Raw genomic sequence first — 11,792 nt, forward strand, 5'->3', positions numbered from 1 at the left:
TCGTCGGCTCGCGAGGTTAAGGGTATCGCTCGGCCGACTCAGAGCCGGTCGACCGCGGCGTCGACGACGGCGTCGACCGCGGCGTCGCGGCGACCCGAGAGGAATTCGAGGCGGCCGTCGCGGACGCTCGCGGCGACGATGCCCGCGTCGGGCGCACTGTCCGCGGCGTCGCCGGCGACGCCCCGCAGGTCAAGGTCGGCGTCGCTCCGCAGGTAGAGTTCGTCCGTGCCGACGCCGACGATCAGGCGTGCGTCGTCGTCGCGGCGACGGTGGAGTTCGTCGAGCAGGAGGCTCGTCGGCGGGAAGTCGAACCGGTGGGTGTAGGCGTCGGTGTCGAGGACGTCGACGGTGACGCCGTCCGTCTCGCGGCGGTCGATGTTGGCCGTGGCGGTGTCGACCTCGGCGTCGAGCTTCTGGCGGAACTGCTCGCTGATGTGGCCGGCGAGGCCGCCCGCGTCGTCGAACAGCAGGTCCGTGATGAGTTCGCGCTTGTCCTCGTAGGACTGGTAGTACGCCTCCAGCGCGATGGCCTCGCGGAGTTCGCGCGTGCGGTCGGCGTCGTAGCCGGCCTCGGCGGCGAGGTCGAGGGCGCTCTCGGGAGCGTCGCCCCAGTAGGAGACGGCCGGGAGGTGAGCGATGCCGTCGCGGACCTCGGGGTTGACTGTCGCGGCGAGGGTGGCGGCGAGCGCGCCCGTCGAGAGGTCGGCGGCGGCCGCCCCGGCGAGGCCGGGGTTGACGATGGCGTCGCAGTCGTCGGCGACGGCGGCGTCGGCCACCTCGGCGTCGACGACGACCCGTCGGGCGCCGTAGATGCCGAGCAGGCCCAGCCCGTCGCTGGATTCGACCGTGCTCCCCGTGCCGACCAGCAGGACCAGCGGGAGTTTCTCGTCGTGTCGGTCGCGGTCCTGGAGCATCCGGGTCACGTCGTTGGTGGCGTCGTCCATGTCGTAGACGGAGCCCTCCAGCGGCCGCCGAGTGAAGTAGTGGTACTCGGCGTCGGCGGCGGCGTGCTCCTCACGGATCAGCGGGAGGACCGCCCGCTCGATGGCCGCGCCGGCGACGTAGCCGTCGGCCGACGCGACGTGGCGAACGACCACGGGACGGGACTCGAGGACGGCCCGGCGGATCGTCTCCGCGGCGTCCTGCAGGGACTCGGCCACGGCGTCGACGGCGTCGTGCTCGACCAGCGAGGCGACCGCGTCCGGTCGGGCCTCGGCCGTCAGCGCGTCGGCGAGGCGCTCCTCGACCGTCGCCGCCTCGTCGTCGGTCAGGATCGTGAGCTCCTCGGTCTCGACCTGGAGTTCGTCGTAGCGACGCTCGACCTCGCCGTCGAGGCGAACGACGCTGCCGACCTCGGCGTCGGGGTAAGCGCGGACGCCGGCCTCGACGAAGGCCGCACAGTCGACGACGCCGGTGCCGTCGCGAAGCTCGAACACCGTCGGACCGCTGGTCTGGCGGACGCCGACGATCTCGCCTTCGAGGCGAACCGTCTCGCCGACGCGGTCGTCGAGCGACGACACGTCGACACGGTCGGGGGTGCCCGTCCCCGCGACGGCCTGGCGGCCGTTCGTCTGGGGGGTGGGTTCCTGTTCTGACCCCGACGGGGTCTCCGTCGTCGACGATCCCGCGTCCCGCTCGCTTTCGGCGTCGTCCTCGCTGTCTTCGTCCTCGTCCTCGTCGGTGGTCGGAGTCGGCCGCTTCCGGACCGGGCCGGCGTCCTCGTCCTCGTCGGCGGTCGACTCGTCGATGGGGTCGCCGTCGGCGTCGCCCTCGGGGTCGTGAATCCGGGCGCCGCGGAACTCGCCGCCGGACTGTCGTTTCGACCACGCGAGGTCGACGTTGCCGTTGTCGCGGACGTTCTTCACCTGGACGAACACGGTGTCGCCCGGCTCCCAGTCCAGACTCTCGAGTCGGCGGTCCAGCTCGCTCCGGTGGAGCAGCCCGGTCACGCCGGGCGAGAGGTCGACGAACACGCCGAAGTCGGCGAAGCCGTCGACCGTTCCCTTGTAGTACCGTTCCGAGACGAGTTGGTCCGGGGCGGAGCCGCGGAAATCAAACCAGACGTCCTCTTCGTGGGTGATCCAATCCATTGAGGGAATCGAACAGCCGCAACCTAAAACGATTGTCGAAACGACTCGGAACCTTAGATGATGTACCAGGCCCGCAAGAGGGCGTGGAGCGCGTCGAACCCGCCGAAGCCGTAGCCGAAGAGGAGAGCGGCGGGAAGTGCGCTCGCGAGGGTGGCCCGGCCGGTCGAGGTGTCGTGGACGACGGCGAGGCCGACGACGAGCAGCGCCGCCCCGTAGAGACAGCACGCGACCCGGAGCCCGGGGACGGGCGCCGCCGCCAGCGGACAGGGCGCCGTCGCGTAGGCGATGACTTGGACCGTCTCGCTCACGCCCGCCCGGTCCCGGACCGTCGCCATCAGCGCGAGGGTCTGGAGCGCCGCCAGGAGGTGGAGGACGGCGGGCGCGACGAGCACGGCCACGAGGAGGACGGCCACGGCGGCCCGGAGCGGCCCGGCCGCCGGGAACCGGCCCGGATCGAGCAGGGCGAGGCCGAGCGCGTACGCCACCGCCATCACGACGGCGAACACGAGGCCGGGCGCCTGGTCGCCGGGCGCCACCCCGTGACTGAAGAACCGTCGGGGGCGAACCAACACCTCCGCCCACGCGCGGGCGACGCCGCGCGGTCCGCGGTCCCGGCCACCGCGGGGGTTCTCGACCCACGTCGTCACGGACGTGTCTGTGACGCCGGTCGGCAAAGGGGTTCTGATTCACCCACCGACGTTCTGGTTGCTCTCGAAGGTCGACGGATCGGGTTCGATGGTGGCGTACTCGACGATCCGTCGGCCGAGGGTGTCGACCCGCGCCGCCAACGTGTCGTCCACGAGCCGACCGTCCTCGAACGCCGCCGACGCCCGCGGGATGGCCGCCTGGTGCGGGAGCACCCACGCGTCGAGCGCGCGACACACCGACCGTAGATGTTCGAGCGTCGTGATCGGGAAGGCACCGCCCGCGACGCCGAGGAGGCCGACCGTCTTGCCCTCGAACTCGTCGAACCCGCAGTGATCGAGGGCGTTTTTCAACACGCCGGAGTACGAGCCGTGATACATGGGCGAGCCGAGCAACACGGCGTCCGCCTCGCGGACGCGACGGGTGAACGCGGCGGCGTCGCCCTGGCCGTCGACGTCGGGGTCCAACGGCGGGAGGTCGAAGGCCCGAAGGTCGAGTAGTTCGGTGTCGGCGCCGGTCGCCTCGGCGGCGTCGAGGGCACGGTCGAGCGCGAGCCGGGTGTAGCTCTCCGTCCGGAGGCTACCGGGGACTGCGGCGACGGTGACCATACGTGGGGGTGGACCGCCACGGGCAAAGGTCCCGCGGCCGGCTCACCACTCCAGTCCGCCGTTGACCCCCAGGACCTGCCCGGTCATGTAGTTCGCGTGGTCGCTGGCGAGAAAGCGGACCATGCCCACGATGTCCTCGGGGTCGGCGAAGCGGTCCAGCGGGATCTTCTCCCGGATGTTGTCCTGGACGCGTTCGGGCACCTTCTCCAGCATGTCCGTCTTGACGAACCCGGGCGCGACGCAGTTGGCCGTCGAGCCGTGGGAGGCGAGTTCGAGCGCGAGCGTCCGCGTGAACGCGAACAGGCCGCCCTTCGAGGCGGCGTAGTTCGCCTGCCCGTAGTTCCCCTGCTGGCCGACGACGCTGGAGATGTTGATCAGGCGCCCGTGGTCCGCGTCGCGGATATCCTCGAAGAAGGCTTTGGTGCAGTTGAACGTCCCGCCGAGGTTGACGTCGATCACCTGCTGCCAGTCGTCGTGGGTCATCTTCTCGAACTTCCGGTCGATGGTGATGCCGGCGTTGTTGACGAGGACGTCGACCGAGCCGAGTTCGTCGTGGACGTTCGCGGCCATCGCCTCGACGTCGACCGGGTCGGAGACGTCGCCCTGTGCACACATCGCCGTCTCGCCTACCTCTTCGATCCGATCCACGACCGCCCGTGCCTCGTCGTCGGAACTCCGGTAGTTCACGACGACTTCGCCACCCGCCCGTGCGAGTTCGTACGCGATGGCCCGACCGATCCCCCGGGAGGCACCGGTGACGAGACAGGTTCGCCCGTCGAGGGGGCGCGGATCGAGCGGTTCCAACCGTTGAGCCGTTTCGGACATACGTTCCCTTATGGCTCGTAATGCGTGTTAACTATTCCCGATGAGTGGGCGGAGGGAGCGCTGCGCAGTAACCGATTCGTGACGAGGGATGGTAACGTGTGGGCAGCCGCACGGAGCGCCACGCGCCGAGGGGCCGTCGCCTCTCGAGTGACACGTCGTGGGTCCCGTAACGCGCCGGGCCTGTCGACGATCCGATGTCGGGAACTTATGACGGGGGCCACTCAGGGGTAGTGTATGAGGGTCCTGTGTGTCGACCCGGACACCGACGCGGGACGCGCCACGGGGGCCGCCATCCGTGACGCCGGTATCGACGCCACGGTCTGTGGTACTCTCCGCGAGGCCCGCGAGGCGCTCGACGACACCGTCGACGGCGTCGTCACCGAGTACGACCTTCCCGACGGGACCGGCCTCGAACTCGTCGACGCGGCCCGCGACGTCGTCCCCGACGCGACGTGTGTCCTCTTCACCGACGCGGTCTTCGACGACCTGGACACGGCCGCACTCGGGACCACCGTCGTCGAGTACGTCGACAAGGGATCGCCGGACGCCCACGACGAACTGGTCGACCTGCTCACGTTCAGCATCGACAACCGAAGCCAGACGGCCTACCCCCTGCCCCCGAACGAGGAGGCCCGTCTCGACGCCATCGAGCGGTACGTGTCCGACCCGGACGCCCTGGACGCGTCGCTCGAACGACTCACGACCGTCGCCGCGGCGCTGTTCGACGTCGAGGCGGCCACGGTCGGATTCATCGAGGCCCGACAGGAACGGTTCGTCGCCTGTCACGGCACCGACGTCGACAGCCTGGACCGCGAGGACACCGTCTGTACCTACGCCATCCTCGACGATGGGGTGATGGTGATCCCCGATACGCACGACGACCCGCGGTTCGACACGAACGACGCCCTTGACGACGCCGAGATCCGGTTTTACGCCGGTGCACCCCTCCGGACCGACGAGGGGGAGGCCATCGGCGTCTTCTGTCTGTTCGATCCGGAACCGCGCACCTTCGACGCGGCGGACCGGGAGTTGCTGTCGACGCTCGCCGACGAGGTGATGGCGAACCTCGAACTCAGACGGCGTCTCCGCGCGGCGACGGGTGAGGGCGATGAGTGAGTACCGCTTCGAGGGGTTGCCGCTCGACCCCGTCCGCGGCGGGACGAGCATCCTCGTCGCCGGGCCGGCACACGGCGGGACCAGGGAACTGGCCTACCGGATGCTGGTCGGCGGCGACGAGGAGGGCGTCATCGTCCTGACGACGAACACGACGGCGGCCGACATCGCGGCCGAGTGCGAGACGGTCGGCATCGAGGCGACACCCGACCGGATGGGCATCGTCGACTGTCTGGACAGCGACGAGAGCGGCGTCCCCGCCCGGGTGCTGACGGTGTCGAGCGCACAGGACCTGACGGGCATCGGAATGCGCTACTCCAAACTCTACCGGGAGTTCCACGAGGAGGGGATCGAGGCCGTCCGGACCGGACTGTTCTCGATTTCGACCGTCCTGTCGCTGACGGAACTCCAGACCGTCTCCCGGTTCGTCCACACCCTCGTCGGCCGGGTGAGCAAGGTCGACGGCCTCGGCGTGTTCCTCGTCGATCCGGCGATGCACGACGAACGCGAACTCAGGACCATCTCGCAGTTCTGTGACGGCCGGATCGACGTGCGCGAGGGGCCGGAACTCCGGTCGCAGGGCTTTCTCGACGGCGACTCCGAGTGGATCCCGTTCGACACCCTGGCGGAGTGACGCCGGCCGAAAATCTCAGCGCTGATACGCGTCACCGAAGGGCTTAGGTTCGGGGGTCCGATGTGCGGTCGATGTCAGAGTCGGGTGACGAAATCCGCGTGCTGCACGTCGACGACGACCCGGACGTGGCCGATCTGACGGCGATTTCCCTCGAACGCCAGGACGAGCGGTTCGTGGTCGAGACGGCCCACGACACGGGGACGGCTCTCGACCGCCTCGACGACGGGGTCGACTGTGTGGTCTCGGACTACGAGATGCCGGATGGGACCGGGATCGAGCTCCTCGAAACCGTCCGCGACCGCTACCCCGACCTGCCGTTCGTCCTGTTCACCGGGAAGGGGAGCGAGTCGGTCGCCAGCGAAGCCATCTCCGCGGGCGTCACCGACTACCTCCAGAAGGGCGCCCACGCCGACGGCTACGCCATCCTGGCGAACCGGATCGACAACGCCGTCGATCGGTACCGAGTCGACCGGGAGCGACGCCGGCACCTGGACGCCATCGAGACGGCACAGGAAGGCATCGCTATCCTGGACGACGGGGAGTTCGTCTACGTCAACGAGGCGTACGCGTCGCTGTACGGGTACGACCCGGACGACCTGGTGGGGGAGGGATGGGAGCGGATCTACCCCGACGACGAGACGGAGATGATCCGCGAGGAGGTGCTCCCGACGGTCAGGGCGGAGGGGAAGTGGCACGGCGAGACCACGGGACTCCGGGCCGACGGCAGCACGTTCGTCGAGGACCATCGCCTCGCCACGACGGACAGGGGGGAGTTGATCTGCTCCGTCCGGGACGTGAGCGACCGGCGGGAGCGAACCCGGCAGTTCGAGGCCGTCTTCGACAACGCCTACACCTTCGTCGGCCTCCTCGACCCCGACGGGACGGTCCGGGAGGCCAACCGGACGGCCCTGGAGTTCGGCGGCGTCGACCGCGAGACGGTCGTGGGCAAGCCACTCTGGGAAACGTGCTGGTTCGCGACGGGCGAACGGGCCCGAGCGACGGTCCGCGAGGCGGTGCGGCAGGCTCGCTCCGGCGACCTGTTCCGCGACGAGGTCCGCGTCCAGGGAACGGACCGCGAGGCGATCATCGACTTCTCGGTTCGCCCGATCACCGACGAGCGTGGCGAGGTGACCTCGCTCGTCCCCGAGGGCCGAGAGATCACGGAGCGCAAGCGACGCGAACGGGAGCTCCAGCGGAGCGAACGGCGCCTCGAAGCCGTCTTCGAGGACCCCAAGATGCTCGTCGGGGTGCTCTCCACGGACGGCCGACTGCGCAAGGCGAACCGGACGGCGATGGAGCTGCTCGACGCGGACCACGAGGACGTGGTCGGCGTCCCGTTCCCGGAGACGCCGTGGTGGCCCGAGGAGAGCCGTGCGGACGTCCGGGAGTGGATCGAGCGCGCCGCCGACGGGGAGTACGTCGAGTTCGAGGCCGACCACGTCGACTCCGGGACCGAGAACCGGAGCGTGAGCGGGACGATCCGTCCGGTCACCGACGAGTCGGGGACGGTCGTCTCGCTCATCGTCTCGGCACGGGACATCACCGAACGGCGGGAACACGAGCGGGCGCTCAGCCGCCGGAACGAGCGGCTCGACGAGTTCGCGAGCGTCGTCTCCCACGACCTCCGAAACCCGCTGAACGTCGCCAGCGGCCACCTAGCCGTGGCTCGACGGGAGGTCGAGAGCGACCACCTCGACGAGACGGCCCACGCGCTGGAGCGGATGGACGACCTGATCGAGGACCTACTGACGCTCGCGAAGACGGACGACCGGGTGGGCGACTTCGAGACGGTCGACCTCGCGGCGGCGGCGCGGGACTGCTGGCGAAACGTCTCGTCGCCGGACACGAGCCTCCACGTCGAGGCGGAGGGGGCGATCCGCGCGGACCGGAGCCAACTCCAGCAGCTCTTCGAGAACCTGTTTCGGAACAGCGTGGAGCACGGCTCCACGAGCAGCCGGACGCAGTCCGGCGACACCGTCGAACACGGTTCGACGAACGGCCGGTCGGAGACCGACGACGGATCGACGAACGTCACCGTCGGCGAGCTGCCCGGCGGGTTCTACGTCGCCGACGACGGACCGGGGATTCCGGAGGAGGAGCGAGAGCGGGTCTTCGAGAGCGGTTACTCCACGTCGACCGACGGGACGGGCTTCGGCCTCTCGATCGTGTCGAAGATCGTCGAGACCCACGACTGGACGGTCGACGTCGTCGAGAGCGACGGCGGCGGAACGAGGGTCGAGATCACCGGCGTCACGCGTCCGAGCGAGCGCCAGTCGGCGGCGTGACGGTGCCGTCGCGTCGAGCGGTCAGGTCCGTTTGCCGATCTCCTCGCGCAACACGTCGCTAACGACTTCGCCGTCGGCCTTGCCGCGGAGGGCGCCCATACACTCGCCCATGAGTGCGGAGAACGCGCCCATGCCCTCCTGCTCGACCTGGTCGGCGTTGCGCTCGACGACGTCCGCGACGGCCGCGCGAACCTCGTCCTCGGAGACGCCGGCGAGACCGGCCGCCTCGACGGCCGCCTCGGGGTCGAGATCGGGGTCCGCGGCGAGCGTCCCGAGCACCTCGTCGACGCCCTCCTTCGCCAGGTCGCCGTCCGCGACCAGCCGGAGGGTGCCGAGCAGGTGGGCGTCGGTGAGGCGGTCGACGGCCACGTCGTCGCGGCGGAGTTCGGTCAAGGTACCCTCCAGCACGCCGGCGGCGAAGGTGGCGTCGACGCCGGCCTCGACCGCCCGCTCGAACAGGGGCATACGCCGGCCGTAGGCTACCTGCTCGGCCAAGCCGGCGTCGAGGTCGTACTCGCGCCGGTACCGCTCGACTTTCTCGGTCAGCAGTTCCGGGCGCTCGACGTCGCTCGGGTCGAGTTCGACCGGCGGCACGTCCGTCTCGGGGTACATCCGCGCCGCGCCGGGCAGGGGCCGGAGATAGCGGGTCGTCCCCTCCTCGGTGGCGTCCCGGGTCTCCTCGGGGACGCCCTCGATCCCCGTCCGGGCACGGTCGGCGACGGCCTCGATGGCCAACTCGGCGGTCTCGGGGTCGTCGGCGACGATGGCGACGGCGTCGTCGGGGCCGGCATCGACGGCCTCGCGGAGCGACGCGACCTCCGCCTCGGTGACGCCGTAGGCGGGGAGTTCGTCGGTGTGGAAGATCCCGCCCGCGCCGTGGCGCTTGGCGTGGTCGGAGAGTTCGGTCCCGAACCGGCGGTCGGGCTGGAGTTCGCGCCCGACGAGGCCGTCGAAGCCGTGGAGCGGGACGGCCCGCACCGCCCCGCCGTCCTCGAGCGCGCTCCGGAGCACGCCGCTGTCGGTGTCGGCGAAGACGTCGGTCACGTCCCGCGGGTCGCCGACCGCGGCGTCGCGGTCGTCGAGTTCGGCCGCGACGTCGAGCAGTTCCACCTGGCGACGCACCTCCAGCCGAACGATCTCGTCGATCTGATCGAGCGCCTGGACGCCCTTGATCTCGACGCGGGCGCCCTCGGCGATGGAGACGTTGACGTCCTGCCGGATGGTGCCGAGGCCGCGCTTGACGGCGCCGGTCGAGCGGAGGAGCATGCCGATCCGCTCCGCGGCCTCCCGGGCCTGTTCGGGCGTGCTGATGTCCGGGCGGGTACCGATCTCGACCAGCGGGATGCCGAGTCGGTCGAGACTGTAGCGGACGCCCGCGTCGGTCTCCTCGACGCGGCCGGCGCTCTCCTCCTCGAGGAGGAGGTCCTCGACGCCCACGGGGCCGGCCGCCGTCTCGATCTGCCCGTCCTGTCCGACCAGGGTGCTCCGCTGGAAACCGGAGGTGTTCGAGCCGTCGACGACGATCTTTCGCATGACGTGGGCCTGATCGACGACCGTCATATCGAGGAGGTCGGCGATCTGCAGGGCCACCTCAAGGGCCTCGTCGTCGATCCTGTGGGGCGGTTCGTCGTCCTCCTCGACGAGACAGGTGGTCTCGAAGGCCAGATACTCGAACTCGCGGTCGACGCGGCTCTCCTCGACCGCCGCCTCGTCGAGTTCCCCGAGTTCGCTCGTGGTCGGGTGGAGATACCGGGAGAACGTCCTGACCGCCTCCTCGGGTTCCCGACGCTCGGTCGGACACGCACAGAACAGTTTCGTCGCGGTGTCGAGTTGCTGGTGAATCTCCAGCCCCGCGACCAGCCCGAGCGCCTCGTAGTCGTACTCGCTCATCGTCGGTATCTCTACCCGGCGAGCCTAAAAGCGTTCAGTCTGCGAGTCGCCGCCGAGCCGGAGCCGTCGCTTTCGGTTCGACCATTGTCGACAACGGACGAAAACGGATACGTCAGCTCCCGAAAACGCGTATACTAAGGAATCTTTATTGGGAAGCGAGCGGCCTTTATATGCGCAAAACATGTCCGAAGACGTCGAACTCCGTCGTACGCAACTCGCGACACCGGCCAGCGATCCCGACTTCATGGAGAGTGCCTCGCGGAGCGACGCCGACGAAGTCTTCCTCGATCTGGAGGACTCCGTGGCGCCGAACGCGAAGGCCGAGGCTCGGGAGCCGCTCATCGAGGCGGCCCAGGAACACGACTGGTCGGACAAGATCCTGTCCTTCCGAATGAACGGCATCGACACCAAGTGGTGGTACGACGACATCATCGAGGTCGTCGGCCGCGCGGGCGAGTACATCGACGACATCATCGTCCCGAAGGTCGCCGGCCCGAGCGACATCCACACCGTCGAGAACCTCCTCGCGCAGGTCGAGGAGAACAACGGGCTGGAAGTCGGGGGGATCGGTCTGGAGCCCCAGATCGAGGACGGCGAGGGGATGCACAACGTCCACGACATCGCCCACGCCTCCGACCGCCTCAGCTCGATCATCTTCGGCCCCGGCGACTACTCCGCCGCGATGGGGACGCCCGGCCTCGACATCGGGCAGTTCCCGGACTACCCCGGCCACTACTGGCACCACGCGCTCTCGGAGTGTAACGCCGCCGCGAAGAGCGCCGGCCTGCCGTGCATGGACGGTCCGTACGCCGACATCGACGACCCCGAGGGCTTCCGGACGTCGGCGGAGCGCGCCAACATGATCGGCTGTGACGGCAAGTGGGCCATCCACCCGAGTCAGATCGAACTCGGCAACGAAGTGTTCGCGCCCGATCCGGAGGTCGCCGAACGCGCCGAGCGCATCGTCGACGCCTACGCCGAGGCGATGGAGGAGGGCAAGGGTGCCGTCTCCGTCGACGGCCAGATGGTCGACGAGGCCACCAACAAGATGGCTCAGGAGATCGTCGCCAAGGCCCGCGCCGCCGGCATCCTCTAAGTCGGCTGCGACCCCGTCCCGTCGCCTATTCTTTCGCACCCACCGGACAGCCGCGGATCTCGCCGCCGCGCATCCCTTCGGCGAGCCAGTGGATCGAGAGCACCAGCGCCACCAGCGCGAGCAGGGCGAACTCCAGGCCGTCCAGCGGCAGGAGCGTCACCAGCCCCGCGGCACCGAACAGCGACAGGAGACCGGCGATCACGGCCGAGCCACAGGCCGCACACCCGGCCCCGAGGGTGCCGAGGACGACCCCAAGCAGGCTCCCGCCCCCGCCTTCCGCCGAGAGCCGGTGTTCGCGCACGTGGTAGGCCACGAGGGCGACGTCGACGCCGACGAGGACGGCGACCAACACGACGACCGACCCCGTCAGCGGTCCGTACGAGGTGCCGACGAAGGGGAAGAGTTCGGCGAGGATCGGGACCGGCACCCGTCCGACGAGGGCGTCGCGGACGGTCGCGAGGTTCCCCGAGAGGACGAACCCGACGAGCGCGACGGCGGCGGCGCCGAAGGCGACGGCGGCGTAGCGAGGCCCCCCGAGGACGAGCCGTGCCGTCCGGCCCATCAGCCGCCAGTCGTCGGCGCGGAGGGGCAGGCGAACCGCCACGC

General features: G+C 69.8%; 10 protein-coding genes. 4 read left to right on the top strand and 6 right to left on the bottom strand.

The genetic code is table 11. The features are described from left to right. Nucleotides 1-38 precede the first annotated feature (38 nt). From NO364_RS10040 to fabG, 4 genes are read right to left on the bottom strand one after another with little or no spacing between them, the layout of a single operon-like run. Nucleotides 39-2,090 (bottom strand): DHH family phosphoesterase, encoded by a 2,052-nt coding sequence (locus NO364_RS10040; protein WP_257627437.1) that lies wholly within the window; start codon nucleotides 2,088-2,090, stop codon nucleotides 39-41. Nucleotides 2,091-2,143: 53 nt separating this feature from the next. Further along, nucleotides 2,144-2,737: a YIP1 family protein gene (locus NO364_RS10045; protein WP_157690910.1), complete on the bottom strand. Its 594-nt coding sequence runs from the start codon at nucleotides 2,735-2,737 to the stop codon at nucleotides 2,144-2,146. A gap of 39 nt (nucleotides 2,738-2,776) precedes the next feature. Then, on the bottom strand, nucleotides 2,777-3,343 hold the full coding sequence (locus NO364_RS10050; RefSeq protein WP_157690909.1) for an NADPH-dependent FMN reductase: 567 nt from the start codon (nucleotides 3,341-3,343) through the stop codon (nucleotides 2,777-2,779). A 42-nt stretch (nucleotides 3,344-3,385) separates the two neighbouring features. Further along, a complete protein-coding gene (gene fabG / locus NO364_RS10055) occupies nucleotides 3,386-4,168 on the bottom strand; it encodes a 3-oxoacyl-[acyl-carrier-protein] reductase (RefSeq protein ID WP_157690908.1) in 783 nt (260 codons plus the stop codon). 234 nt (nucleotides 4,169-4,402) lie between these two features. On the opposite strand from fabG, the gene NO364_RS10060 reads away from it, so the two are divergent. The 3 genes from NO364_RS10060 to NO364_RS10070 all read left to right on the top strand — a co-directional run bounded on the left by NO364_RS10060 (nucleotide 4,403) and on the right by NO364_RS10070 (nucleotide 8,200). Continuing rightward, complete coding sequence (locus NO364_RS10060; RefSeq protein WP_157690907.1) at nucleotides 4,403-5,284, top strand: GAF domain-containing protein; 882 nt, start codon at nucleotides 4,403-4,405, stop codon at nucleotides 5,282-5,284. Continuing rightward, nucleotides 5,277-5,915 (top strand): DUF7504 family protein, encoded by a 639-nt coding sequence (locus NO364_RS10065; RefSeq protein WP_157690906.1) that lies wholly within the window; start codon nucleotides 5,277-5,279, stop codon nucleotides 5,913-5,915. The genes NO364_RS10060 and NO364_RS10065 overlap by 8 nt, the downstream gene beginning before the upstream one ends. 71 nt (nucleotides 5,916-5,986) lie before the next feature. Continuing rightward, nucleotides 5,987-8,200 (top strand): PAS domain-containing protein, encoded by a 2,214-nt coding sequence (locus NO364_RS10070; protein WP_257627438.1) that lies wholly within the window; start codon nucleotides 5,987-5,989, stop codon nucleotides 8,198-8,200. A gap of 21 nt (nucleotides 8,201-8,221) precedes the next feature. Here the strand turns inward: NO364_RS10070 and gatE are convergent, their stop codons facing one another. Continuing rightward, nucleotides 8,222-10,090: a Glu-tRNA(Gln) amidotransferase subunit GatE gene (gene gatE, locus NO364_RS10075; protein ID WP_257627439.1), complete on the bottom strand. Its 1,869-nt coding sequence runs from the start codon at nucleotides 10,088-10,090 to the stop codon at nucleotides 8,222-8,224. Between the two features lie 181 nt (nucleotides 10,091-10,271). Between gatE and NO364_RS10080 the strand changes: the two genes are divergently transcribed. Continuing rightward, the gene (locus tag NO364_RS10080; RefSeq protein ID WP_157690903.1) at nucleotides 10,272-11,186 is read left to right on the top strand and encodes an HpcH/HpaI aldolase/citrate lyase family protein; all 915 of its coding nucleotides are present in this window, start codon (nucleotides 10,272-10,274) and stop codon (nucleotides 11,184-11,186) included. Nucleotides 11,187-11,211: 25 nt separating this feature from the next. On the opposite strand, the gene NO364_RS10085 is transcribed toward NO364_RS10080, so the two are convergent. Next, the gene (locus NO364_RS10085) at nucleotides 11,212-11,748 is read right to left on the bottom strand and encodes a hypothetical protein (RefSeq protein WP_199243830.1); all 537 of its coding nucleotides are present in this window, start codon (nucleotides 11,746-11,748) and stop codon (nucleotides 11,212-11,214) included. Between the last annotated feature and the right edge of the window lie 44 nt (nucleotides 11,749-11,792).

This window comes from Haloplanus salinarum, from assembly GCF_024498175.1.
Classification (GTDB): domain Archaea; phylum Halobacteriota; class Halobacteria; order Halobacteriales; family Haloferacaceae; genus Haloplanus; species Haloplanus salinarum.

Excerpts from the sequence above, each read along its gene's own strand:
- NO364_RS10040 (WP_257627437.1), bottom strand. The coding sequence starts at position 2,090 with ATGGATTGGATCACCCACGAAGAGGACGTCTGGTTTGATTTCCGCGGC.
- NO364_RS10050 (WP_157690909.1), bottom strand. The coding sequence starts at position 3,343 with ATGGTCACCGTCGCCGCAGTCCCCGGTAGCCTCCGGACGGAGAGCTAC.
- fabG (WP_157690908.1), bottom strand. The coding sequence starts at position 4,168 with ATGTCCGAAACGGCTCAACGGTTGGAACCGCTCGATCCGCGCCCCCTC.
- NO364_RS10060 (WP_157690907.1), top strand. The coding sequence starts at position 4,403 with ATGAGGGTCCTGTGTGTCGACCCGGACACCGACGCGGGACGCGCCACG.
- NO364_RS10065 (WP_157690906.1), top strand. The coding sequence starts at position 5,277 with ATGAGTGAGTACCGCTTCGAGGGGTTGCCGCTCGACCCCGTCCGCGGC.
- NO364_RS10070 (WP_257627438.1), top strand. The coding sequence starts at position 5,987 with ATGTCAGAGTCGGGTGACGAAATCCGCGTGCTGCACGTCGACGACGAC.
- gatE (WP_257627439.1), bottom strand. The coding sequence starts at position 10,090 with ATGAGCGAGTACGACTACGAGGCGCTCGGGCTGGTCGCGGGGCTGGAG.
- NO364_RS10080 (WP_157690903.1), top strand. The coding sequence starts at position 10,272 with ATGTCCGAAGACGTCGAACTCCGTCGTACGCAACTCGCGACACCGGCC.
- NO364_RS10085 (WP_199243830.1), bottom strand. The coding sequence starts at position 11,748 with ATGGGCCGGACGGCACGGCTCGTCCTCGGGGGGCCTCGCTACGCCGCC.